Origin of the sequence: Luteimicrobium album, from assembly GCF_030161555.1 — a bacterium.
Taxonomy (GTDB): Bacteria; Actinomycetota; Actinomycetes; order Actinomycetales; family Cellulomonadaceae; genus Luteimicrobium; species Luteimicrobium album.
The window spans coordinates 214,201-238,773 of sequence record NZ_BSUK01000001.1 but is presented as its reverse complement, the minus strand read 5'-3'; the positions used below and the strand labels follow the sequence as shown (position 1 = coordinate 238,773).

General features: G+C 73.2%; 17 protein-coding genes, 1 tRNA gene and 4 pseudogenes. 17 read left to right on the top strand and 5 right to left on the bottom strand.

Features of this window, described 5'->3' with window-relative positions:
• Positions 1-7: 7 nt before the first annotated feature.
• The gene (locus QQK45_RS01290; RefSeq protein ID WP_284291543.1) at positions 8-934 is read right to left on the bottom strand and encodes a macrolide 2'-phosphotransferase; all 927 of its coding nucleotides are present in this window, start codon (positions 932-934) and stop codon (positions 8-10) included.
• Positions 935-1,090: 156 nt separating this feature from the next.
• On the opposite strand from QQK45_RS01290, the gene nudC reads away from it, so the two are divergent.
• Together nudC and QQK45_RS01280 are read left to right on the top strand one after the other, a co-directional pair.
• Entirely contained in the window at positions 1,091-2,173 is a 1,083-nt protein-coding gene (gene nudC / locus QQK45_RS01285) for an NAD(+) diphosphatase (RefSeq protein WP_284291541.1), read from the top strand.
• Positions 2,170-3,102: a class I SAM-dependent methyltransferase gene (locus QQK45_RS01280; protein ID WP_284291539.1), complete on the top strand. Its 933-nt coding sequence runs from the start codon at positions 2,170-2,172 to the stop codon at positions 3,100-3,102. The genes nudC and QQK45_RS01280 overlap by 4 nt, the downstream gene beginning before the upstream one ends.
• A 126-nt stretch (positions 3,103-3,228) precedes the next feature.
• Here QQK45_RS01280 and QQK45_RS01275 read toward each other — a convergent pair whose 3' ends face one another.
• Complete coding sequence (locus QQK45_RS01275) at positions 3,229-3,447, bottom strand: mycoredoxin (protein WP_284294896.1); 219 nt, start codon at positions 3,445-3,447, stop codon at positions 3,229-3,231.
• 212 nt (positions 3,448-3,659) lie between these two features.
• Between QQK45_RS01275 and QQK45_RS01270 the strand changes: the two are divergent.
• Together QQK45_RS01270 and QQK45_RS22785 are read left to right on the top strand one after the other, a co-directional pair.
• Positions 3,660-5,738: pseudogene (locus QQK45_RS01270) on the top strand (ATP-dependent DNA helicase UvrD2).
• Positions 5,739-6,102: 364 nt separating this feature from the next.
• Positions 6,103-6,435, top strand: a pseudogene (locus QQK45_RS22785) (WhiB family transcriptional regulator); the annotation flags it as partial.
• Here QQK45_RS22785 and QQK45_RS22780 read toward each other — a convergent pair.
• Positions 6,434-7,672: a ThiF family adenylyltransferase gene (locus tag QQK45_RS22780; protein ID WP_431310208.1), complete on the bottom strand. Its 1,239-nt coding sequence runs from the start codon at positions 7,670-7,672 to the stop codon at positions 6,434-6,436. The pseudogene QQK45_RS22785 and the gene QQK45_RS22780 sit on opposite strands and share 2 nt — an antisense overlap.
• Positions 7,673-7,845: 173 nt before the next feature.
• Here QQK45_RS22780 and QQK45_RS01255 point away from each other — a divergent pair, with 173 nt between their 5' ends.
• Positions 7,846-8,352: a SprT-like domain-containing protein gene (locus QQK45_RS01255; RefSeq protein WP_036952184.1), complete on the top strand. Its 507-nt coding sequence runs from the start codon at positions 7,846-7,848 to the stop codon at positions 8,350-8,352.
• 12 nt (positions 8,353-8,364) lie between these two features.
• On the opposite strand, the gene QQK45_RS01250 is transcribed toward QQK45_RS01255, so the two are convergent.
• Complete coding sequence (locus QQK45_RS01250; RefSeq protein ID WP_284291531.1) at positions 8,365-9,885, bottom strand: zinc-dependent metalloprotease; 1,521 nt, start codon at positions 9,883-9,885, stop codon at positions 8,365-8,367.
• Between the two features lie 177 nt (positions 9,886-10,062).
• Here QQK45_RS01250 and QQK45_RS01245 point away from each other — a divergent pair, with 177 nt between their 5' ends.
• From QQK45_RS01245 to QQK45_RS01215, 7 genes and pseudogenes are all read left to right on the top strand, one after another.
• Positions 10,063-11,061 carry a Rossmann-fold NAD(P)-binding domain-containing protein gene (locus QQK45_RS01245; RefSeq protein ID WP_284291528.1) on the top strand — a complete coding sequence of 333 codons (999 nt, stop codon included), beginning with the start codon at positions 10,063-10,065 and terminating at the stop codon, positions 11,059-11,061.
• Between the two features lie 58 nt (positions 11,062-11,119).
• Positions 11,120-11,947: a PDZ domain-containing protein gene (locus QQK45_RS01240; protein WP_284291526.1), complete on the top strand. Its 828-nt coding sequence runs from the start codon at positions 11,120-11,122 to the stop codon at positions 11,945-11,947.
• On the top strand, positions 11,917-12,231 hold the full coding sequence (locus QQK45_RS01235) for a S16 family serine protease (RefSeq protein WP_284291524.1): 315 nt from the start codon (positions 11,917-11,919) through the stop codon (positions 12,229-12,231). The genes QQK45_RS01240 and QQK45_RS01235 overlap by 31 nt, the downstream gene beginning before the upstream one ends.
• Before the next feature lie 132 nt (positions 12,232-12,363).
• Positions 12,364-15,409: pseudogene (locus QQK45_RS01230) on the top strand (UPF0182 family membrane protein).
• A gap of 85 nt (positions 15,410-15,494) precedes the next feature.
• Positions 15,495-15,571: transfer RNA gene (locus QQK45_RS01225), tRNA-Met, on the top strand.
• A gap of 252 nt (positions 15,572-15,823) precedes the next feature.
• The gene (locus QQK45_RS01220; protein ID WP_284291522.1) at positions 15,824-16,333 is read left to right on the top strand and encodes a dsRBD fold-containing protein; all 510 of its coding nucleotides are present in this window, start codon (positions 15,824-15,826) and stop codon (positions 16,331-16,333) included.
• Positions 16,334-16,373: 40 nt separating this feature from the next.
• Complete coding sequence (locus QQK45_RS01215; protein ID WP_284291519.1) at positions 16,374-16,619, top strand: acylphosphatase; 246 nt, start codon at positions 16,374-16,376, stop codon at positions 16,617-16,619.
• 7 nt (positions 16,620-16,626) lie between these two features.
• Here QQK45_RS01215 and QQK45_RS01210 read toward each other — a convergent pair whose 3' ends face one another.
• Positions 16,627-17,616 (bottom strand): LacI family DNA-binding transcriptional regulator, encoded by a 990-nt coding sequence (locus QQK45_RS01210; RefSeq protein WP_284291517.1) that lies wholly within the window; start codon positions 17,614-17,616, stop codon positions 16,627-16,629.
• Between the two features lie 158 nt (positions 17,617-17,774).
• Between QQK45_RS01210 and QQK45_RS01205 the strand changes: the two are divergent.
• The 5 genes and pseudogenes from QQK45_RS01205 (at position 17,775) to QQK45_RS01185 (ending at position 24,536) form a co-directional block, all read left to right on the top strand.
• Positions 17,775-19,090 (top strand): annotated as a pseudogene (locus QQK45_RS01205) (ABC transporter substrate-binding protein).
• Between the two features lie 10 nt (positions 19,091-19,100).
• Positions 19,101-20,105 (top strand): carbohydrate ABC transporter permease, encoded by a 1,005-nt coding sequence (locus QQK45_RS01200; RefSeq protein WP_284291515.1) that lies wholly within the window; start codon positions 19,101-19,103, stop codon positions 20,103-20,105.
• The gene (locus QQK45_RS01195; RefSeq protein WP_284291513.1) at positions 20,105-20,992 is read left to right on the top strand and encodes a carbohydrate ABC transporter permease; all 888 of its coding nucleotides are present in this window, start codon (positions 20,105-20,107) and stop codon (positions 20,990-20,992) included. Before QQK45_RS01200 ends, QQK45_RS01195 begins: the two co-directional genes overlap by 1 nt.
• Positions 20,989-23,286 carry a beta-xylosidase/alpha-l-arabinosidase gene (locus QQK45_RS01190; protein WP_284291511.1) on the top strand — a complete coding sequence of 766 codons (2,298 nt, stop codon included), beginning with the start codon at positions 20,989-20,991 and terminating at the stop codon, positions 23,284-23,286. Before QQK45_RS01195 ends, QQK45_RS01190 begins: the two co-directional genes overlap by 4 nt.
• Complete coding sequence (locus tag QQK45_RS01185; protein WP_284291509.1) at positions 23,283-24,536, top strand: endo-1,4-beta-xylanase; 1,254 nt, start codon at positions 23,283-23,285, stop codon at positions 24,534-24,536. The genes QQK45_RS01190 and QQK45_RS01185 overlap by 4 nt, the downstream gene beginning before the upstream one ends.
• Positions 24,537-24,573 lie beyond the last annotated feature (37 nt).

Below are 24,573 nucleotides of genomic sequence, written 5' to 3'. Positions count from 1 at the left end.
GCGACCGCTACGAGCCGCCGGCCCCGTCCTCGACGGCCTCCTCGAGCTCGCGGAGCATGTCGACGGCGTCGGCGACGACGTCGTCCTGCCCGGTGCGCACCCCGTGCAGGAGCCAGCGCACGAGCTCGAGCTCGCCCGAGAGCAGCGCGCGCTCCTCGAGGTGCGGGTCGGCGAGCTCGGTTCGGCGCAGCCGGTACGCCTCGAGGATCGAGTCGGTCGCGTCCTCGGGGGCGGCGACGAGAAGCCAGGCGAGGTCGTCCGCGGGGTCGGCGACGCGCGCGTCGGACCAGCCGGTCACGGCGCGCACGCGGGTACCGGACGTGAGCACCTGCTCGGGGCCGAGGTCGCCGTGCACGACGACGGGCTGGTACTTCCACAGCGCGACGTCCTCGAGCGCGTCCTCCCAGCGGCGCAGGAGCGTGGCCGGGACGTGCCCGGTGGCGGCGGCGTCGTCGAGCTCGGCGAGCCGGCGGTCCCGGTACTCGTCGGCGGTGTAGACGGGGAGGCCGGCGTCGGCCACGACGCTCGCGGGCAGCTCGTGGATCGCCGCGACGACTCGCCCGAGGTCGGCGGCGAGACCGGGGCCGGGACCGAGCCGGTCGAGGTCGAGGGGTGCGCCGTCGAGCGCGGCGTGCACGACGGCGCGCCCGCCCTCGGGCAGCCGTGCGTAGCCGCGGGGCGCGGGGACCGCGAACGGCAGGACGCCGGCGTCGACGTAGGGGACCAGCCGGGCGAGCAGCGCGACCTCGGCCTCGAGGGCCGCCCCGGCGGCGACGGTCTGCGGGGCGCGGACGACCCAGCGGGCGCCGTCCTCGTCGGTCACGACGGCGACGTCGTAGTCCCCACGGTCGCGCACCGGCTCGGCGGTCACCGCCTGCAGCCCGTGCACCGCCTGGGTCGAGAGCGCGGCGAGGACGAGGGGCGAGCGGGTCACCCGCCCACGGTAGCGGGCGCGGGCCGGGTGCAGCCCCTCAACCCGCCCGGACGCCCCGCCCCGAGCGCTGTGGGCATCCGTTCGGCTGTTTCCGACGCGGCAGATCAGCCGAACGGATGCCCACACGGCTGGCTTGGCTGCGGCTACGGTGACCCGGTGACCGATGCCGTCCACCCCGTGCCCTTCGACCTGTCGTCTGCGCTGCCGCTCGCCACCCCGCTGGCCCGTGCGGCCGAGCGTCGGGCGGTCCCCGGTGAGCTCGCCCGCGCGCTCGCCGACGACGCGACCCGCGTCCTTCTCGTGCACCGGGCCCAGGTCCCGGTCGCGTCGACGGGCGGCCCGGAGGCGCCGGCCGAGGACGTCGGCTGGGGCGCGGGTCCGCAGGCGACGGCGACCGAGCGCCTCGAGCTCCTTCCGGCCGCCGCGGTCCGAGACCGTGCGTTCGGGGCGCCGTCGGACGCGCAGCCGGTCGCCCGGTGGCTGCTGCTGGGCGAGACGGACGGCGCGACCTTGCTGGGGCTCGTCGTGCCCGACGCCGCCGACGTGTCCGCGCCGGGGATCGAGGGCATCGCCCCGCAGGACGCGTGGTCGGCGCTGCTCCGTGGGCGCGCGTGGCGCACGGTCCGGGAAGCCGCTGTGACGGTCCCGGCCGAGGAGGCGGCGTTCGCGGCCGAGGCGACCGCGCTGGCGCAGTGGCATGACCGCAGCCCCCGCTGTCCGCACTGCGGCGAGCCGACCGTGGTGGCGGACGGCGGCTGGGTGCGCCGGTGCGAGACCGAGGGGATCACGCACTTCCCGCGCACGGACCCGGCGGTGATCATGGCGGTCGTCGACGCGGACGACCGGTTGCTGCTGGGCCGCTCGACGGCGTGGCCCGCGGGCCGGTTCTCGACGCTCGCCGGGTTCGTCGAGCCGGGGGAGTCGGCCGAGGAGGCGGTGCGCCGCGAGGTGCGCGAGGAGTCGGGCGTCGAGGTGGGGGACGTCGTCTTCCGCGGGAGCCAGCCGTGGCCGTTCCCGTCGTCGCTCATGCTCGGCTTCCGCGGCGTCGCCCGTACGACGGCGCTGCGCGCGGACGGGGTCGAGCTCGCCGAGCTGCGCTGGGTGAGCCGGGTGGAGCTGGCGGAGCAGGTCGCGGCGGGGACCTTGCTCCCGCCGGGGCGCGTCTCGATCGCGCGTGCGCTGATCGAGGAATGGTTCGGCGGGCCGCTGCCGACCTCGTCGACCGGGCCTCACCGATGACCGCGACCGACCTGGCGACGCCGTTCGACCGCTCGGAGCGCGCGATCTGGCGCGGTTCCGCGGACGCCTACGCCCGGTCGTTCGCCCACCTGTGCGCCCACCTGGCGCCGGACCTCCTCGACGCCGTCCAGCTCGCCCCGGTCCAGCCGTGTGGGCATGCGTTCGGTCGTTCGGACGAGGGCGCGGACAGCCGAACGGATGCCCACAGCGGGGCGGTGCGGGTGCTGGACGTCGGGACGGGCAGCGGCACCGTCGCGCGCCTCGCCCGGGACCGGGGTGCGGCCGTCGTGGCGTGCGACGCGGATCCCGGCATGGTGGCGCTCGCGACCGGCGAGGCCACCGACGGAGCGTCACGGGGACTGCGGGGAGCGCTCGCCGGAATCGTGGCCGCGCTCCCGGCGCTGCCGTTCGCTGACGGGTCGTTCGACGCCGTCACGGCGGGCTTCGTGCTCAACCACGTGGGGCGCCCGCGCGCGGCGGCCGCGGAGCTGGTGCGCGTCGCCCGGCCTGGCGGGCGCGTCGCGGCGACCATCTGGGCGAGCCCGCCGGGCGCGGGTCAGACGCTCGTGGGGCGTGCGGTCGCGGCCGCGGGGATCGAACGTCCGAGCACGTTCCCGCCGCTCGACCCCGACGACGACTTCCCCCGCACGGCCGACGGCCTCGCGGAGGTGCTGCGCGGGGCCGGGCTGGTGGACGTCGTCGTCGGGGAGCACCGGTGGGACCACCGGGTCGACGCGGACACGTGGTGGGCGGGACCGGCGTCGGGCGTCGCGACGATCGGGAAGACGCTCGCCGGTGCCGCGCCGGAGGCGCAGGCCGCGGCGCGCGCGCACTTCGACCGGCTCGCGGACGACTTCCGCAGCGACGACGGCCTCCTGGCGCTCCCGCACGTCGCCCTGCTCGGCCACGGCCGACGCCCGACGGCCTGATCATCGGCCCTTTCGCCGATCGCCGACCATGGGGTGACCCACCCGGCGTCTCGTCGACCATGACGATGTCCGGCGCGAGGGTACCGGGGGCCAATCACATGGTCGGCGCGGGGGTCGGGGCCGTGCTCAGAGACGCGAGCGGACCTCGGCGAGGCTGGGGTTCGTGGCGGCGGTGCCGTCTGGGAAGACGACCGTCGGGACGACCTGGTTGCCGTTGTTGATCTGCTCGACGTACGACGCCGTCTCGGGCCGCTGCTCGATGTCCACGACCGTGTAGCCGATGCCCGCGGAGTCGAGCTGGGTCTTGAGGCGGCGGCAGTAGCCGCACCACGTCGTCGAGTACATGACGACGGTCCCGGGCTCGGGCAGGACGGGGGAGATGGCGGTCTCGGTCACGGAGCAACTCCTCAGCTGGTGCACGTGCGGCGCGGCGACTCCCACGCCAACCCCGTACAACGCGCGGACTCGCGCTGTTCTTCCCGGCGGCCCGCACCCGACGACACCCGCCTGGGGACGGTCGCCGCACGTGTCACCGGCGGCTGCGAGAATCGCAGGCGATGTCCACGCCTGCCACGTCCTCGCCCCGATCCGAAGCGCCGGTCCCGCCGCGCACCGCCGACGCCATCCTCGACGCCCTCGACCCCGAGCAGCGTGACGTCGCGGTCACCCTGCAGGGGCCTGTGTGCGTGCTCGCCGGCGCGGGCACGGGTAAGACGCGCGCGATCACGCACCGCATCGCGTACGGGGTGCGCACGGGCGTCTACACGCCGACGAGCGTCCTCGCGGTCACGTTCACCGCGCGCGCCGCGGGGAGATGCGCACGCGCCTGCGCCAGCTCGGCGTCCAGGGCGTCCAGGCGCGCACGTTCCACGCGGCCGCCCTCCGCCAGCTCGGGTACTTCTGGCCGCGCGTCGTCGGCGGTGCCCCGCCGCGGATCCTCGAGTACAAGGCGCCCGCGGTCGGCGAGGCGGCGAGGCGGCTCGGCGTCGCCGTCGACCGGGTCGCGGTGCGCGACCTGTCGTCGGAGATCGAGTGGGCCAAGGTCTCTCTGGTCACCGCCGAGGACTACGAGCGCGCGTGCGTGGCCGTGGACCGGGAGACGCCTGCCGGCTACGACCCGACCACGATCGCCCGCCTGATCGCCTCCTACGAGGAGGTCAAGACCGAGCGCGGCGTCATCGACTTCGAGGACGTCCTGCTCCTGCTCGGCGAGATGCTGCGCTCGACGCCCGCGGTCGCGGACGAGGTCCGGCGCCAGTACCGGCACTTCGTCGTCGACGAGTACCAGGACGTCTCGCCGCTCCAGCAGTTCCTGCTCGACCAGTGGCTCGGCGGCCGCAAGGAGCTGTGCGTCGTGGGTGACCCGAGCCAGACCATCTACTCGTTCACCGGCGCCACCCCGCACCACCTGCTGACGTTCTCCAAGACCTACCCGGGCGCGCACGTCCTGCGCCTGGTCCGCGACTACCGCTCGACGCCCGAGGTCGTGACCCTCGCGAACCGGCTCCTCGCGAGCACGGGGCGGCGCCGCGGCCCGGGCGCGCCGCTCGAGCTGATCGCTCAGCGGCCGTCCGGCCCGCCCGTGGCCTACACGGCGTACGACGACGACGAGTCCGAGGCTGCGGGCATCGCCGCCCGGGTGGGGCGCCTGGTCGAGCAGGGCGTGCCGGTCAGCGAGATCGCCGTCCTCTACCGGACGAACGCGCAGTCGGAGGCGTTCGAGCAGGCGCTCGCCGATGCGGGCATCGGCTACCTCGTGCGCGGGGGCGCCCGGTTCTTCGAGCGCAAGGAGGTCCGCGACGCGATCGTGCTGCTGCGCGGCGCGGCCCGCTCGGCGGATCCCGACCAGCCCATGCCGGAGGCGGTGCGCGACGTCCTGATCACCGTCGGTTGGGCGCCGAAGCCGCCCGCGGCGCGCGGCGCCGTCCGGGAGCGCTGGGACGCCATGCAGGCGCTCGTGGCGCTCGCGGACGACCTGCCCGAGGGCGCGACGCTCCCGGACCTGGTGGCGGAGCTCGACGAGCGCGCGTCGGCCCAGCACGCGCCGACGGTCGAGGGCGTCACGCTTGCGTCCCTGCACGCGGCCAAGGGGCTCGAGTGGGACGCGGTGTTCCTCGCGGGCATGAGCGAGGGGCTGATGCCGATCTCGCTGGCCGAGACCGACGACGCCGTCGCGGAGGAGCGACGCCTCCTCTACGTGGGGATCACGCGTGCCCGCGAGCGGCTCGAGCTGTCGTTCGCGCGGTCGCGGCACCCGGGGGCCGGGCGACGCGCAAGCGCACCCGGTTCCTCGACGGGCTGTGGCCTGACGACCCGACGGACCGCGCACGACGCTCACGGTCCTCGGGCGGGGGTCGCGGTCGGGCGGCCGGGGTTCTCGTGGCGGCGTCCAGCTCACGGGCGAGTACGACCAGGCGCTGTTCGAGTCGTTGCGCGAGTGGCGCTCGGGCGTGGCTCGGGAGATTGACAAGCCGGCGTTCACGGTCCTCGTCGACTCGACGCTCGCGGAGATCGCGGAGACCCGCCCGTCGTCGGTCGCCGAGCTGGCCCGGGTGAACGGCATCGGGCCGGCCAAGATCGACCGCTACGGGACGACCCTGCTCGAGCTCGTCCGGGCGGCGGCCGGCCCGTCCTGACCGGCGTCGGGACCCGCGAAGAATTTCTGGAGAACTCGTCCGTTAATAAGTTGTGCGCCCTGCGGACCGGGGCGTACGGTCGACGAGTCCGATGCCCGAGGGTGTCGTGCGGGACGCTCCGCACGGTGCCGAACGAGAGAGGAGGTGGGTGCACCGATGAACATTTCGACGATCGAGATCATGACCCCGGCGACCGGCTTTGTGCCGTCTGCGGGCCAGAACTCTGTCTACGCGCGTTCCTGGAAGCGCGGGACGCGAAGCGATCTCCCCGCACCCAGCTCCGTACCCTGGACCCCTCTGTAGGTCGAACCGACCGAACAGCCTCCAGGCCGCGGAGCCCCGACAGGGATCCGCGGCCTTTCTCATGAGGCAGGCGCCGAGCCGGTGCCTCCGAGAGGCCCTCCGGAAACCCGTCGAAGCAATCACCACAAGCAACGACAGGACGAAACTGGAGGACATCGTGCGGCTCACGACGCTGCTCGACTCGATCCCGCAGGGCGGTTCCGGACCGTGGAACCCCGCCCCCGACACCCTCGCCCCTCTGACCGCGAACGAGGGCGTCGGTAGCACCGCTGCCGAGTTCGACCGCATCCTCGCGGAGATCCTGCCCTGCCGTACGAACGACGCCGAGCTCTGGTTCGCCGAGCGCCAGGCCGACGTCGAGCGGGCCAAGGCTCTGTGCCACGACTGCCCCCTCATGGAGGGCTGCCTGGCCGGCGCGATCGAGCGCCACGAGCCGTGGGGCGTGTGGGGCGGTCAGGTCTTCGTGGACGGTGTGGTCGTCGCGACCAAGCGCGGCCGTGGCCGGCCGCGCAAGGTGCGGCCCGCCGAGGCGGCCTGAGGCAAGGGCTCGATCGAGACTCACTGATCGACAGGTAGATCCACACCGTGGCACCCGCATCGTGGATGCGGGTGCCACGGTCGTGCCCGGGGACGGCGGCCGGCAGCCCGAGCTCGAGGGTCGCGGACAGGGTCGTCGCCGGGACCCCGTCGAGGTGGGCGAGCGCCTGCCCGGCGGCGAGCGCCGCGGCCGTGGCCGCGGTGACGGTCTCCTCGGGTGCCGCTGCGCCCTCGTAGCGCTGGCGGAGCTGGACGGCCATGGTGGGCCAGCGGGAGTCCGCGTCCCGCCGGTGCAGGTCGACGCACCGCAGGCACGGGGTGCGGCCGGGCACCACGAGCGGCCCGACGACGGCACCCGCCTCCTCGAGCACGACGGCCAGGTGGTCGGTCCCCGCCGCGACGAGCCGGGTGGCCCGTGCGACGTCGTGCGCGCGGTGACTCACGAGGACGACGAGGTCGGGCTCGCCCGACGTCGCGGCATTGCCGGTGCGCACGACGGTCGCGGGCGAGCTGGCGGCGAGGTGTGCCGCGAGCGACTCGTCCCGGCGCTCGCCGACGTCCGCGAGCACGAGGCCGCCGACGCCGACGTCGCTGGCCAGGACCGGCCGCGCGTCCTGCAGCAGCAGCGCGCCGACGCCCGCGGTCGCGAGGGTCCGGGCGAGCGCGGCCCCCGTCCGGCCGGTACCCGACACCAGCACGGTGCGCCGGGCGCGACGCTCCAGCACGTCGAGCCCGTCCCGGACGTGCACCGCGCCGAGAGCAGGGGCGTCGCCCGCACCCGCCCCCGGTGCGGTCACGGTCGCGGAGCGGTGCGGCCCGACCGTGACACCCGCCCGGTCGAGGAGCGCGACGAGGTCGCGAGCCCGGTCGGCGTCGACCCCGACCCGGGTCGCGGAGACGAGGAGCGGCTTGTCGCCCGTGGTCGAGAGCCAGCGCGTCTCGTGCGGCGCCAGACCGTCGAGGCGAACGGCGCTGCGCGGGTCGGACCCGAGCTGGAGCTCGCCCGTCGACCGCCACAGGACCTCGAGGCCGGGCCGCAGCCGGAGCCGTTCGAGGCGCGTCGTCGTCGACGTGCGGGCGGAAGGTGCGGCCATGGTGGACCTCCGGACGGCTGGCGGGGCGGTGCTCGGCCCCCACCGTGGCATGTCGGCGGCACGTCCGGACGGTCGTCCACAGGTCCGGCCCGGGGGCCGTCCGACCTGGTCGCGCGGCCGACGCGCCCGCCGCGGTCCTTTCGTCCGAGGTCAAGGACGGTTATGGTCGGGACGTGACCGACGTCACGCGCACGGTCGAGGTGCGGCGTAGCCGGCGGCGGGTCAGCACGGTCAGCGCGTACCGCGACGGCGAGCGCACGATCGTCGCTATCCCGGCGCGCTTCTCGCGCGCCCAGGAACGTGAGTGGGTCGAGCGGATGCTGGCCCGGCTCGAGGAGAAGGAGCAGCGGCGCCGTCCGTCCGACGAGCAGCTCCTCCAGCGCGCGACCGAGCTCTCCGAGCGGTACCTCGACGGACGGGCCCACCCGTCCAGCGTGCGGTGGTCGTCGAACCAGGGCCGTCGGTGGGGCTCGTGCACCCTGCTCGACGGCTCGATCCGCATCTCGGACCGTGTCCAGGGGATGCCGGGCTGGGTCCTCGACTACGTGCTCCTGCACGAGCTCGCGCACCTGCTGCACGCCGGGCACGGCCCCGAGTTCTGGGAGCTGCTCGAGGCGTACCCGCGCACCGAGCGGGCGCGCGGCTACCTCGAGGGCGTCACCTTCGGCAAGACGTCGTAGCGTCTGTCGAGCTCAGCCCTTCGGCTGCTCGTCCTCCGGCCCTTCGCCTTCCGCCCCGTCGCCCTCCGCGACGGCCCCGCCCTGCTCGGCGCCGTCGTCGGGAGCGTCACCGCCCAGGATCTCCGCGAGCGCGGCGTCGAGGTCCGCCGACGACGCGTCGGCCTCCGTGCGGCGCGCGGCGTACCCGGCGGGGTCGTCGAGGTCCTCGGCGGTGGGCAGCAGGTCGGGGTGGTCCCACACCTGGTCGCGAGCCTCGGGGCCCTGGTCGGCCCCGATACGCGCCCACAGGGCGGCGGCGTCGCGCGACCGGCGCGGCCGCAGCTCGAGCCCGACGAGCGTCGCGAACGTCTGCTCGGCGGGCCCGCCCGCGGCGCGGCGTCGGCGGAGCATCTCGCGCAGCGGCACGGCGTGCGGGAGCTGGGGGAGCGCGGCGGTGGCGGTGACCTCGTCGACCCAGCCCTCGACGAGCGCGAGCGTCGTCTCGAGGCGGGCGAGGGTCGCGGTCTGCTCGGGCGTGTGCTGCGGCCCGAAGACGCCGCCGCCCGACAGCGCGCCGCGCAGGGCGTCCATGTCGGACAGGTCGACGTCGGCGACCTTCTCCTCGAGCGCCCGGAGGTCGATCGTGATGCCCCGCGCGTACGCCTCGACGAGCCCGAGCAGGTGCGCGCGCAGCCACGGGACGTGCGTGAACAGGCGGGCGTGCGCGGCCTCGCGCAGCGCGAGGTAGAGGCGCACCTCCTCGAGCGGGGCGTCGAGCCCCTCGGCGAACGCGGCGACGTTGCGCGGGAGCAGCACGGTCAGCGGCTCGGCGAGCAGCGGCAGGCCGATGTCGGTCGCGCCGAACACCTCGCGCGACAGCGTGCCCGCGGCCTGCCCGACCTGCATGCCGAACATCGCGCTGCCCATCGAGCGCATCATCGTCGCCGGGTCGAGGCCGGCGAGGCCGCCCAGCGCACCGGCCGGGAGCCCGGGGATGCTCAGCCCCGGCAGCCCGGACTCGCCCTCGGGAAGGTCACCGAGCTGGTCGGCGAGGATGCCGGCCAGCGCGTCGGCCATGGACGCGGCGACGGGGGCCGCGAGCGTGTTCCACGCGGGCAGCGTCCGCTCGACCCACTCCGACCGGCTCCACGCGGCCCGGGCGCCGCCCGCGGGCGGGAGCTCGGTCGCGGTGTCCAGCCACAGGTCAGCCACGGTCAGCGCGTCGACGACGGCGCGTGCCTCGCCCGCGGTGACCACGGGATCCCCGCCGGTCACCGCGACCTGGCGGGCGACGTCGTGCGCGAGGTCCGTGTTGACGGGGCCCGAACCGGGCTGGGTGAGCATGCGCTGGACACGCTCGAGGATGGGGCCGAGGAGCTGCGGGTTCGCGGCGAGCTCGCTGTTCGCGCCGAGCGCCTCGGGGTCGAAGCCGTGGGCGCGCAGCTCGCGCATCGCCTCGTCCGCGTCGGCGCCGAAGACGGAGCGCAGGAGCTCCTCCCAGCCGGACCGGTCGGGCGATCCGCCGTGCGCGGCGTCGTCGGGCAGGTCGGTCATGAGTCCTCCTGGGAAGATCCGCGGTTGCGCCTGACGTCGGTGTTACCTTGGTCATATCTGGCCGTCAGGGGCCGTGACGTGGGCGGCTCCGGTCGTCTTTCACCGTAGCCGCTGCGGGGGCCGGGAGGGTGGTGGTGTACCGTGCCTGACGCCCGACTTCGCTCTCAGCGCAGCCGCGTGGTCGTCGTCGGGGACGGTCGCCTCGCTGAGCGCGTCGCCGTCGGGCTCGGGGCCACCCACGTGCCCGAGCTCCCCGACGACCCCGCAGACCTGCTGAGGGACGTCGGCGCCCTCGTCGCGGTCGGACACACCGCCGACTTCGCGCTCGAGACCACCGAGCGCAACCGCCGCGAACGGCTCGTCGAGCGGGCCCGCCGGGCCGCCCGCGCCGTCGTCGCGCACGAGCTGCACGGCGTCGTCGTGAGCTCGGCCATGGTGTGCGGGGCGTCGCCCGGGCGCCCCGTGATCGGCGACGACGAGCCCCGGGACGAGGTCGCGTCGACCTCGCCCGGCGTCGTCGGGCGGATCGCCGCGTTCGAGCGCGCCTTCGAGGCCGAGCTGTCGACCGAGCCGGGTGAGCACCGGTCGACGATCCTGCGGTGCGCGGCCCTGGTCGGGCCCGGCGTCGACACGCTCGTGACCCGGCACTTCGAGGCCCCGCGTCTCCTCGTGGTCCGCGACGCCGCGCGCGGCTGGCAGCTCCTGCACGTCGACGACCTCGTCTCGGCGGTCCGCACGGCGCTCGCCGAGGAGCTGACCGGCGTCCTCGTGGTCGGGCCCGTGCACGACGACGGCACGCCCGACGCGCTCACGTCCGCGGAGGCCGCCGAGCTCGCGGGCAAGCGGCTCCTCACGCTCCCGGCGTCGACCGCGTTCGCGCTGGCGGAGAACCTGCACCGCGTGGGAGCGGTCCCGGCGCCGCCGGACGAGCTCGCGTTCGCCGTCTACCCGTGGACCGTCGACCCGAGAAGGCTCGTGGCGGCGGGATGGCGGCCCTCCTGGTCGTCGGCGCGCGGCGTGGGCGCGCTCGTCGAGGGGCTGCGGTCGGGACTCACGCTCGCCGGGCGGCGCGTCGGTGCGCGCGACGCCGCCGCGCTGGGGGCCGCGGGGGCCGCCGTCGCGCTCCTCGGGACGGCCGCCGTGTGGCGCCAGGCCCGCGGGCACGGGCACCGATGACGCGCTCGCCGGCCCGCCGGTTCGCGTCCTCCCAGGTTGATCCGCCAGGATGTGCCCTGTGTCCGGACCGGTGAGCCCGCAGGGGAGCGGCAGCATGCCGTCGCCCGAGACCGGGCCGGTCGTCACGCCGCGCACCCGCACGCTGTCGTGGGCGGGGCTCGTCACGGTCCTCCTGCTCGCGGTGCTCGTCTTCCTGCCCGCCCCGTTCGTCGTCAACAGCCCCGGCCCGACGTTCGACACGCTCGGCGAGTCCGGCGGCAAGCCCGTCCTGCAGATCTCGGGCGCCAAGACCTACCCGACCACGGGCGAGCTGCGGCTCGTCACCGTGCTCGAGGCGGGCGGCCCCGGCTTCTCGGTCACGCTCGACCAGGCCGTCGAGGGCTGGTTCCGCAAGGACACGGTGATCCTTCCCCGCGACCTCGTGTTCCCGCCCGGGACCACGCAGGAGCAGGAGCAGGAGGAGTCCCACCAGCAGATGGTCTCCTCGCAGGAGTCGGCGACGGTCGCCGCGCTCACCGAGGTCGGCTACGAGGTCCCCGCGACGCTCACGATCATCGGCGCGGTGCCGAAGTCGGGTGCCGAGGGCGTGGTCGAGAAGGGCGACGTCGTCACGACCTTCGACGGCAAGCCCGTCACCACCTACACCGGTCTCCTCAAGGCGCTCGACGACGTCAACCCGGGCGACGACGTGACCCTCGGGGTGACGCGCGACGGCGCGAGCAAGGACCTGACCGTCACGACGAGCCGGGGAGCGACGGCAACGCCCAGCTCGGCGTCTATATCGACCCGACGTTCGACTTCCCGGTCGACGTCACGATCAACCTCGCCAACGTCGGCGGGCCGAGCGCGGGCCTCATGTTCTCGCTGGGGATCGTCGACAAGCTGACCCCCGCCGACCTCGCGAAGGGCAAGACCGTCGCGGGCACCGGGACCATCGACGTCGACGGGACCGTCGGCGCGATCGGGGGCATCCGGCAGAAGATGGTGGGCGCCCGGCGCGACGGCGCCACCTGGTTCCTCGCCCCCAAGACGAACTGCGACGAGGTCGTCGGCTACGTCCCGGACGGGATGCGCGTCATCGCCGTCGGGACGCTCCACGAGGCCCGCGAGGACCTCCTCTCGATCCAGAACGGCACGGCGTCCGGCCTGCCGACCTGCCAAGGACCCTGACGGGCTCGTCGCCCCCGGACCCGCAGCGGAGCCCGGTGACAGGTCGTCCCGACCCGTCCGGATCCGTCCACCTGTGGGAGCCTGGGGGCAGCCGCACGAGACCCCGCGTCCCAGCCACCCGAAGAGGTCGCCTTGTCCTTCGCCTCGTCCCCCTCCCAACCGCGTCGGCCCGCGCCCGGGGCGCGCCCCCGACGGCGCAGCCCCCTCCTCATCACCCTCCTCGTCCTCGTGGCGGTCGTCGTCATCGTCGTGGTGGCCTCGCAGCTCGGCACCGAGGTGCTGTGGTTCAACCAGCTCGGGTTCGGCCGGGTGCTCCTCACGGAGTGGAGCACCCGCCTCCTGCTGTTCCTGATCGGCTTCCTCGTCATGGGCGGGGCGCTGTACGCGTCGATCGCTCTGGCGTACCGCAACCGGCCGCTGTACGCGCCGAGCACGCCCGAGCAGGCGACCCTCGACCAGTACCGGGAGGCGATCGAGCCGCTGCGCCGGGTCGTCACGATCGGCCTGCCGATCCTGATCGGACTCTTCGCCGGTGCGTCGGCCGCCGGTGCCTGGAAGAAGGTGCAGCTCGCGCTGCACGCGCAGTCCTTCGGCACGAAGGACCCGCAGTTCCACCTCGACCTCGGCTTCTACGTGTTCTCGCTGCCGTTCTGGCGCTTCGTCGTCGGGTTCTGCGTCGCGGCGATCATCGTGTCGGGGCTGGTCGCCATCGTCACGCACTACCTGTACGGCGGGATCCGTGTCGGCGCGAGCGCGGGCGGGCGCCTGGCCACGACCCGTGCGGCGCGGGTCCAGCTCTCGATCACGGCGGCGCTCCTCCTGCTGTCGATGGCCGCGAACTACTGGCTCGACCGCTACTCGCTGCTGACGAAGAACGGCACGGACTTCGCGGGCGCCGGGTACACGGACGTCAACGCCGTGCTCCCGTCGAAGCTCATCCTTGCCGGCATCGCGGTGCTCGTGGCGGTCATCTTCGTCATCACGGCGTTCCGGGGACTGGCGTCTGCCGGTCATCGGCGTCGGGCTCATGGTCGTGGCCGCCATCGCGATCGGGGGCATCTACCCGGCCGTGGTCCAGCGCTTCACGGTCAACCCGAACGAGCAGGCCAAGGAGTCGCCGTACATCCAGCGGAACATCGACGCCACCAAGACGGCCTTCGGCCTCGACGACGTCGACGACCAGCAGTACCCGGCGACGACGACGGCCGAGAAGGGCGCGCTCAAGAAGGACTCGCAGACGACCGCGCAGATCCGCCTCCTCGACCCGCAGATCGTCAGTCCGTCGTTCCGCCAGCTCCAGCAGAACAAGCAGTACTACGACTTCCCGGACACGCTCGCGGTCGACAAGTACACGATCGACGGCAAGAGCCAGGACACCGTGATCGCCGCGCGCGAGCTCAACCTCGCGGGGCTCGGCGCCGACCAGCGCAACTGGACGAACGAGCACACCGTCTACACGCACGGGTACGGCGTCGTCGCGGCCTACGGCAACACGACGACGTCGGACGGTCAGCCGGCCTTCTTCGAGCGCGACATCCCCTCGGTCGGCGCGCTCGGAACCTACGAGCCCCGGATCTACTTCGGGCAGAACCTGACCGGCTACTCGGTCGTCGGCGCGCCCCAGGGCACGCAGCCGTGGGAGCTCGACTTCCCGGACGACTCGTCGAACGGGCAGGTCAACTACACCTACACCGGCGACGGCGGCCCCTCCGTCGGCAACCTGGCCGCCAAGGTCGCGTACGCGATCAAGTTCGGCGACGAGCAGCTCCTGTTCTCCGACCGGGTGACGTCCGACTCGCAGATCCTCTACGACCGCGACCCGCGCGAGCGCGTCCAGAAGGTCGCGCCGTACCTCACGCTCGACGGCCGGGTCTACCCTGCGGTCGTCGACGGTCGCGTGGTCTGGATGGTCGACGGGTACACGACGTCGAACGGCTACCCGTACTCGACCGGCACCGCCCTCGATTCCGCGACGGCGGATGCGCTCACCCAGCGCTCCGACGTGATCGCTGCGCTCGCGCCACAGGAGGTCAACTACATCCGCAACTCGGTGAAGGCGACCGTCGACGCGTACACGGGAAAGGTCACGCTCTACGCGTTCGACGATGACGACCCGGTCCTCAAGGCGTGGCAGTCGGTCTTCCCGAACACGGTCGAGCCCCTCTCGAAGATGTCGGGTGCGCTCATCAGCCACGTGCGTTACCCGGAGGACCTCTTCAAGGTGCAGCGCACGCTGCTGGCCCGTTACCACGTCGACGACGCCTCGCGGTTCTTCCTGGGCCAGGACTTCTGGAGCGTGCCCAAGGACCCGACCGCATCGACGTCCCAGGGTGTCACGGCCCCGCTGCAGCCGCCGTACTACCTCACGTTGCAGATGCCGGACCAAAAGTCACCGTCGTTCTCACTGACCTCGACGTTCGTGCCGGGCGGCAACACGGACAGACAGATCCTCACCGGGTTCCTGGCCGTCGACGCCGACGCGGGCGACCAGGACGGCAAGGTCGCGTCCGGCTACGGCAAGCTCAGGCTCCTCGAGCTGCCGCGCAACGCGACCGTGCCCGGACCTGGCCAGGTGCAGAACAACTTCAACACCAACGCGGCGGTGTCGGAGCAGGTCGGACAGTTCCAGCGGTCGAACGCGCAGGTGCTGCAAGGGAACCTGCTGACCCTTCCGGTCGGCGGCGGCCTGCTCTACGTGCAGCCGATGTACCTCAAGTCCACAGGCGACACCTCGTTCCCGCTGCTGCGCAAGGTGCTCGTCGGCTTCGGCGACCAGGTCGGGTTCGCGGACACGCTTGACGAGGCCCTCGACCAGGTCTTCAAGGGGGACTCCGGCACCAGCGCCGACGACAGCAACCAGGGCACCGGGGGGACGGGGGAGGGCTCCGGCCAGTCCGGCGGTTCGGAGGGGTCGGAGGGCTCCGGCGGCTCGGGGACGACGAACCCGACGGCGCAGTCGGCGCTCGACTCTGCGCTGGCCGAGGCCAACCAGGCCATCCAAGACGGTCAGAAGGCGCTCAGTGCCGGCGACTTCGCCGGGTACGGGGAGGCGCAGAAGCGCCTGCAGACGGCGCTCGAGGCGGCGACCAAGGCGTCCCAGGAGCTGGACGCCAGCGGCTCCTCGCCGACGTCGTCCCCGACCTCCTCACCCACGGCGACGACCGGCTCGGGCGGCTGACGAACTCTCAGCGCGGGCGACATGACGACCGGGGGCGGGCCGATTTGGTCCCGCCCCCGGTCTTCACGTATGGTTACGGAGTCGACGCGGGGTGGAGCAGCTCGGTAGCTCGCTGGGCTCATAACCCAGAGGTCGCGGGTTCAAATCCCGCCCCCGCCACCACAGAAAGGCCCTCGACCGGAAACGGTCGGGGGCCTTTCGCCTTGCCCGGGATCGTCGTCGTCGGGTCGCGCCGAGCAAGCATGTTCCTCGCCGAGCAAGAGGGCGTCTGACGCTTGCTCGGTGAGGTTTCCGCTTGCTCGGCGGAGGAGCCGGAGTGGTGGACGCGGGCACGCGGGCGACCACCTGCTGAGCCGCCCGACGTCGCGCGGGGGCGGGCGCCGTGCGCATGATGGGGTGACGGAGGTGAGACCGATGAAGGCTTCGGTCGGGGATCGCGTCATCACGGTGTCGGGCACGGTCGGGACCGCCGCGCGCGAGGGCCGGGTGGTCGAGCCGCGCCACCTGGACGGGTCGCCGCCGTTCGTCGTCGAGTGGGCGGACACGGGGGAGCGCAGCGTGGTCTTCCCGGGTCCGGACACGGTGCTCGAGCACGACGACGGCGCGCCACCCGTCGTGCCAGCGGCCGCACCCACGGCCGTGCCGCACACGACGTGGCGGATCCAGGTGGACGTGTTCGAGCACGGGGGCCACACGCACGCGCAGGCGCTGCTCGTGGCGCCGGGCGAGGACCTGGGTGCGGGGCTCGACGAGCTCCGGTCCGTCGGGCAGGCGCGCCGCGCGCCGGGGGACCCGGACCTGCCGCTCGTGGGCGACGAGCTCGCGGTGGGCCGGGCGCTGCGGCGGTTGGCGTCGCGGCTGCTCGGGGACGCGGAGCAGGACATCGCGCACGCGACCGGCGAGCACTCGCACGTGCACGCATGACGGCCGGCGCGACGCCGGCGGGGAGCGGCTTCGCGCCGTCGTGCACGGCCGCGTCCAGGGCGTGGGGTTCCGCTGGTCGGTGGGTCGCGAGCTGTCCCGCCTGGGCTTGCGGGGCTCGGCCGAGAACCTCGCGGACGGGACGGTCGTCGTGACGGCCACGGGATCGCGCGCCGGTGTCGACGGCCTCGTCGCCTGGCTGTGCGGCGACGGCACGCCCGGCGACGTGGTCCGCGTGGACGTCGACCGGGGCCCGGGAGCCGGGGAGCCGTCGTCCGGCGGGTCGTAGCGGGGGATCAGGCGACGGGGGCGCCGATCCTCCGGCAGGTCGCGCGCTCGACGAGCTCGGTGGGGAGCCGGACGTGCACGTCGCGCTCGACGCCGTCGATGACGTCGACGAGCAGGCGCAGCGCCTCGGCGCCCATCTGGTGCAGGGGCTGGCTGATGGTGGTCAGCGGGGGCGTGGAGAGCGCGGACTCGGGGACGTTGTCGAACCCGATGATCGAGACGTCGTCGGGCACGGCGAGGCCGAGCTCGTGCGCGACGTCGATGGTCGCGAGCGCCGACAGGTCGTTGGACGCGAAGATGGCGGTCGGCCGGTCGGGGCGGCTGAGGAGGTCGCGCGCGGGGCCGGCGGCGGCGTCGCGGATGTAGGAGCCGACGCGCACGAGGCTGGGGTCGACGTCGAGGCCGGCGTCGGCCATGGCCTGGCGGAAGCCGGCCTCGCGCAGGCGCGCGGACTCGAGGTCGCCGCGCCCCGCGAGGAAGCCGATCCGGGAGTGTCCGAGGTCGAGCAGGTACCGCGTGGCGGCGACGGCGCCGGCGTAGTTGTCGGAGTCGATCGTGGGCAGCCCGGAAGGCCCGGTGTGCGGGTCGACGGCGACGACGGGGACGCCGTGGTTGGTGTCGACGACGGTCGGCGTGACGAGGACGGCGCCGTCGATGAGCGTCCCGGACAGGCGGGACAGGTAGCGCCGCTCCCAGCCGACGTCGGCGCCGCGGCTGCCGCCCGAGTAGGCGAGCAGCTCGTAGCCGGTGCCGGCGATGGCCTCGGAGGCGCCCTTGAGGAGCTCGGTCGAGAACGGCTCGAACTCGGCGACGAGGATGCCGAGCACGTGCGTGCGGCGTGAACGGAGGCTCTGCGCGCCGAGGCTCGCCTCGTACCCGAGGCGCTCGATGACGCCCTGCACGCGGTCGAGGGTCTCCTGAGCGACGCCGTACCGGCCGTTGACGACCTTGGAGACCGTGGCCACGGAGACGCCGGCCTCGCGGGCGACGTCGGCCATCTTGACCCGGGGGCGAGGTTCACACCCTGATCATAGGTGGCATCGCTGTCGTCGCTAAAACGTTATCGATAACGGTTGACACGACAGCGACCGGCGCGACAGACTCACTGCCGTCACCCTCCGACAGACCCCCGTCGACGACGACGAAAGGCTCAACGATGACCAGAAAGTTCCGTGGCGCGGCCCTGATCGCGCTCGGTGCGAGCGCAGCGCTCGCGATGACCGCCTGCTCGGGCGGCGACGACGGCAACGGTGGCGGCGGGAGCGAGGACACGACCTCTCCCGTGACGCTCCACATGTGGACGAACGCCTCGACCGGACCCGGCGCCGAGTACTTCGCGCAGTTCGCCAAGGACGTGCACGCGAAGTACCCGAACATCACGCTCGACATCCAGAACATCCAGAACGAGAACTACGACGGCAAGCTCCAGACGGCCATCAACTCGGGTTCCGCGCCGGAGATCTTCTACCAGCGCGGCGGCGGCAAGATGGGCGACATGGTCGACGCCGGCCAGGTTCTCGACCTGTCCGACCTCATCACCGACGAGACGAAGACCGCGATCGGCGAGGGCGTCCTCAAGTCCGAGCAGATCGAGGGCAAGACGTACGCCATGCCGTACACCGTGACGCCGGGCGGCATGTGGTACAGCGAGGACCTGTTCAAGCAGGCCGGCGTCACGACGCCGCCCGCGACGATGGACGAGCTGAACGCCGCCGTCACCAAGCTCAAGGGCGTCAGCGGCGTGGCACCGATCGCGCTCGGTGGCAAGGACGCCTGGCCGGCCGCGCACTGGTACTACTGGCTCGCGCTGCGCGAGTGCTCCGAGGACACGCTGAACTCGACCGCGCAGAGCCTCAAGTTCGACGACCCGTGCTGGACCAAGGCCGGCGACGACCTCAAGTCGTTCGCCGACACGCAGCCGTTCAACAAGGGCTTCCTGACGACCTCGGCCCAGCAGGGCGCCGGCAGCTCGGCCGGCCTGCTCGCGAACCACAAGGCCGCCCAGGAGCTCATGGGTGCCTGGGAGCCCGGCGTCGTCGCGTCGCTGACGCCGGACCAGAAGCCCTCGCCGACCTCGGCTTCTACGCCTTCCCGGCCGTCAACGGCGGCCAGGGCGACCCCAAGGCGATCATGGGCGGCGTCGACGGCTTCTCGTGCTCGGCCAAGGCGCCCAAGCAGGCCTGCGCCGACGTGCTGAACTTCCTCGTCACCAAGGACACCCAGGAGCAGTTCTACAAGGCGTTCGACGCGCCTCCCGTGAACAAGGACGCGCAGGCGGTCGTCACGGAGCCCTACCTGAAGTCGGCCATCTCGGCCTACAACGAGGCGCCCTACGTCTCCCTGTGGCTCGACACGCTCTACGGCGCGAACGTCGGCAACGCCCTCAACACCGCGGTGGTCAACCTCCTCGCCGGCAAGGGCTCGGTGGCCGACATCATCTCGACCGTGAACTCGGCCGCTGCGAAGGGATGACGACGAGACCATGAGCGAGTCTTCGGTCGGGAACCTGCAGGCTCCGACCGCGGATCACTCCTCCACCGGGGACGGCGCGCGCCGCGCGCCGTCCCCGCCCCGCCGCCGAGGCATCGGCTGGCGGCAGCGACTCGAGATCACGGTGCTGTCCGGCCCGGCGATCGTCGTGTTCGTGGGCTTCGTGATCCTGCCGGTCGTCCTCGCCGCCTACTACGGCTTCTACAAGTGGAAGGGCTTCGGTGCCCCCACCGACTTCGTCGGCTTCCACAACTACGTCATCATCCTCACGGATCCCGAGTTCCACTCGGCGCTCCTGCACAACGGCTTCATCCTCGTCCTGTCCCTGATCATCCAGGGGCCGGTCGGGATCCTGCTCGCGCTCCTGCTCAACCGCAAGATCCGCGGCCGCTCCCTCATCCGCGTCCTGATCTTCGTGCCGTGGGTGGTCTCCGAGGTCATCGCCGGCACCGGGTGGAGCCCCATGCTCCAGACCGACGGCGCCGTCAACGACCTCCTGCAGAAGATCGGCCTGGGGCACCTCCAGGCGGAGTGGCTCTCCAACCCGGACATCGCGCTCTGGTCGCTCATGGCGATCCTGACGTGGAAGTACATCGGCTTCGCCGTGATCCTCTTCATGGCCGGCCTGCAGAACATCCCCGAGGAGCTCTACGAGGCGGCCTCGCTCGACGGCGCGAGCTACTGGCAGACGCAGCGGCGCATCACGCTCCCGCTGCTCGGCCCGACCATCCGGATCTGGGCGTTCCTGTCGATCATCGGCTCGCTGCAGCTCTTCGACCTCGTCTACATCATCTGGGGCCAGTACGTGGCCGGCACGGCGGGCGTCTCGACGATGGCCACTTACATGGTCCAGTACGGCCGCAACGCCGGAAGCTTCGGCTACGGCTCCGCGGTCGCCGTCGTGCTCTTCCTCATCTCGCTGATCGTCGCGCTCGTCTACCAGCGGTTCGTGCTCCGTCGCGACACCGAGGGCGCCCTGACCGGAAGGAGCACGTGATGGCTGCCACCACGGCCCCACCCCTCGCCTACCGGGACGCGCCCGAGGCCCCCGTCCGCACGAACAAGAAGAGCGCATGGGGTAGCCCGACCACGTACTTCATCGCCCTCGTCCTGGTCGCGATCACGCTCGCACCCGTCGCCTACATCGTCCTCGGCGGCTTCCGCACGAACTCGCAGATCACCGAGAGCCCCTCCGGCCTGCCGGCCCCGTGGGTGGTCTCCAACTACACCGAGGTGCTCAAGAGCTCGGTGTTCTGGCAGCAGCTCGGCAACTCGACCCTCGTGGCGCTCGTGACCACCGTGGGCGTCGTCGTGCTGGGTGTGATGGCCAGCTATGTGCTGGCGCGGTACCGGTTCCGCGGCCGCGGCGCCATGTACTCGCTCTTCGCGGCGGGCCTCATGTTCCCGATCACGGTCGCGATCACGCCGCTGTACATCCTGATCAAGAACATCGGGCTCATCAACAACCTCGCGGGCGTGATCCTGCCGCAGATCGCGTTCGCGCTGCCGACGACGATCATCATCCTCGTGCCGTTCCTCCGGGCCATCCCGGAGGAGATCGAGGAGGCGGCCTGGCTCGACGGGTGCGGCCGGCTCGGGTTCTTCTTCCGGATGGTCCTGCGGCTCTCGCTCCCGGGTGTGCTCACCACAGGGATCCTCGCGTTCGTCGCGAGCTGGAACTCCTACATCCTGCCGCTGTTCATCCTCAACGACCAGGGCAAGTACACGCTGCCGCTCGGCGTCCAGGCGTTCTCGTCGCAGTACTCCCAGGACACCGCCAAGGTGCTCGCGTTCACGTCGCTGTCGATGATCCCGGCCCTCGTGTTCTTCTCCCTGTTCGAGCGCCGCATCGTCGGCGGCCTGCAGGGGGCGGTGAAGGGATGAGCGACACCACCGCCCCGGGCCAGGGGCGCGCTCGCGACCTGCTCGCGCGCATGACCCTCGAGGAGAAGCTCTCCCAGATCGTGGGCTTCTGGGAGAAGGAGGACGGCGAGGCGGTCGCGCCGCTGCAGGGCGAGTTCGACGCGCCGACCGGGCTCGACGACTTCGCACGCGACGGGCTCGGCCACCTCACGCGGGCCTACGGCACGCGCCCCGTCGACGCGGCCGAGCGCGCCACGTGGCTGCGCACCTTCCAGCGCCGGCTCGTCCGGCACACGCGGCTCGGGATCCCGGCGATCGTTCACGAGGAGTGCCTCACGGGACTCTCCGCGTGGGGCGCGACCACGTTCCCGACGCCGGTCGCGTGGGGTGCGTCGTTCGACCCCGAGCTGGTCGAGCGGATGGGCGCCGCCATCGGCGACTCGATGCGACGGCTGGGGATCCACCAGGGTCTCGCGCCCGTGCTCGACGTCGTCCGCGACCCCCGGTGGGGCCGCGTCGAGGAGTGCATCGCCGAGGACCCGTACCTCGTCGGCACCGTGGGGACGTCGTACGTGCGCGGGCTGCAGTCCGCCGGCGTGCACGCGACGCTCAAGCACTTCGTCGGCTACTCCGCGTCGCAGTCGGGCCGCAACTTCGCGCCCGTGCACGTCGGCCCGCGCGAGCTCGCCGACGTGCTGCTGCCGCCCTTCGAGATGGCGGTGCTCGACGGCGGCGTCCGGTCCGTCATGCACGCCTACACCGAGATCGACGGCGTGCCCGTGGCCTCCGACCGCGGCCTGCTCACCGACCTCCTGCGCGACCGGTGGGGCTTCGACGGCACGGTCGTCGCCGACTACTACGGCGTGGCGTTCCTGCACCACCTGCACCACGTCGCCGACTCGCTCGGTGAGGCGGCGCGGCTCGCCCTCGAGGCGGGCGTCGACGTCGAGCTCCCGACCGGGGACGCGTACGTCGGGCCCCTGGCCGGGCAGGTGCGCTCGGGCACGGTGCCCGAGGAGCTCGTCGACGTCGCCGTCCTGCGGGTCCTGCGCCAGAAGGAGGAGCTGGGGCTGCTCGACGACGGGTTCGCCGACTCCCTCGACGGTGCGGACGGCGCGGCCCCGATCGACCTCGACCCGCCCGAGCACCGGGCGCTCGCGCTGCGCCTCGCCGAGGAGTCGGTCGTCCTGCTCGCGAACGACGACGTCCTGCCCCTGACGGGTCCGGGACGGACCGCGCCCACGCGCGTCGCCGTCGTCGGGCCCAACGCGGACCGCGCGGAGGCGCTGTTCGGCTGCTACTCGTTCGTCAACCACGTGCTGCCGCAGCACCCCGGGACGGACCCGCTCATCGCGGCGCCCACGGTGCTCGAGGCGCTGCGCGAGCAGCTCGACGGGACCGAGCTCCTCGTCGCCGCCGGCTGCCGGGTCGACGACGACGACCGGTCGGGCTTCGCGGAGGCCGTCGCCGCCGCGCGCGACGCCGAGGTGGCGGTGGTCGTCGTGGGCGACCAGGCCGGGCTGTTCGGCCGTGGCACCTCGGGCGAGGGCTGCGACACCGACGACCTCGAGCTGCCGGGAGTCCAGCGGGCGCTCGTCGAGGAGGTCCTCGCCACGGGGACGCCCGTCGTGCTCGTGCTGCTCACCGGTCGCCCGTACGCGGTGGGCTGGGCGCTCGAGCGCTGCGCCGCCGTCGTGCAGACGTTCTTCCCGGGCGAGGAGGGCGGCGCCGCCGTCGCGCGCGTGCTCACGGGCGACGTCAACCCGTCGGGACGGATGCCTGTGAGCCTGCCGCGGTCCGCGGGCGCCCAGCCGTACTCGTACCTGCACCCGGCGCTCGGGGAGGGCGACGAGGTCAGCAACCTCGCGACCACCTCGCCCGCCCCGTTCGGGTACGGGCTGTCGTACACGACCTTCGTGCACTCCGACCTCGAGGTCGACGCCGAGACTCCGACCGACGGCGTCCTCGACGTGCGCGTCCGTGTCACCAACGCGGGCGACCGGGCGGGCGACGACGTCGTGCAGCTCTACGGGCGTGACCTCGTCGCGTCGGTCACGCGGCCGGTCGCCCAGCTCCTCGGGTACCGGCGGGTGCACCTGGAGCCGGGCGAGTCGGCGGTCGTCGAGCTGCGCGTCCCGACGACGCGGCTCGCGTTCGCGGGGCGCGACCTCGAGCGGGTCGTCGAACCGGGCGAGCTCGACGTGTGGGTCGGCACGAGCGCCGAGCGCGACGTGCAGGCACGCACCCGCCTCGTGGGCGACGTGCACCGCGTCGGTGTGGCCTCGCCGCGCTGGACGACGGCGGAGGTCCGGTGACGTCCGTCGAGGCGGAGGGCGCGTCCGACGCGCGGTACGCCCACCGGGTCGGGACGACGCGTCTGCGCGTCCTCGACGCGGCCGGGCGCCCGCGGGCCGGCGAGCTGGTGACCGTCGCGCAGGAGTCGCACGCGTTCGGCTTCGGCTGCACGGGCGCCGACCTCCTGCACCTCGCGGGCGTCGGGGACACGGACGGTCCGGCGCAGGACGCCGCGGCCGCGACCGTCGTCGCGCAGTGGCTCGGGCTCTTCGACACCGCGACCCTGCCGTTCTACTGGGCGCGGTTCGAGCCCAGTGAGGGGGAGCCGGACACGGAGCGGATGCTGCGGGCCGCGCGGTGGTTCGTCGAGCACGGGGTGACGGTCAAGGGGCACCCACTCGTCTGGCACACGCTCGCGCCGCGCTGGCTGCTCGGCCGGTCCGGCGCCGAGGTCGAGGACGCGATCAGGCGTCGCATCACGCGGGACGTCACGGCGTTCGCCGGGCTCGTCGACCTGTGGGACGCGATCAACGAGGTCGTGATCCTGCCGGTCTTCGACAAGGAGGACAACGCGGTCACGCGGCTCGCGCGGTCGCGCGGCCGGGTCGAGACGGTCCGGCTCGCGTTCGGCACCGCCCGCGCCGCCAACCCTGCGGCCCGGCTGGTGCTCAACGACTTCGACCTGTCGGAGGACTACGAGCACCTGATCGAGGACTGCCTCGAGGCCGGGATCCGCATCGACGCGCTCGGCCTGCAGACCCACATGCACCAGGGGTTCCGCGGGGCGGCGGCCGTCCAGGGGATCCTCGACCGCTTCGCGCGCTTCGGGCTGCCGCTGCAGCTCACCGAGACGTCGCTCGTGTCCGGCGAGCTCATGCCACCGGAGATCGTCGATCTCAACGACTTCCAGGTGGACGACTGGCCGTCCACGCCCGAGGGCGAGGAGCGGCAGGCCCGGGAGGTCGTGGCGCACTACGAGACCGTGTTCGCCCACCCGGCCGTCGAGTCGCTCACCTACTGGGGCATGACCGACGCGACCGCGTGGCTCGGCGCGCCGTCCGGACTCGTGCGGCGGGACGGCACGCCGAAGCCCGCCTACGACGCGCTCCGCAGCCTCGTCCGCGGACGGTGGTGGGTGCCGCCCACGACGGTGCGCACCGACGACGCCGGAACGGTCGACGTGCGGGGCTTCGCCGGGCGGTACGCGGTGGACGGAGCCACGATCGAGGTGACGCCCGGGGAGAACCGGGCGGACGTCGTCGTCGCCTGAGGACCGCGCGCGTATCACGGCGCGCCGCCCCGCCCTC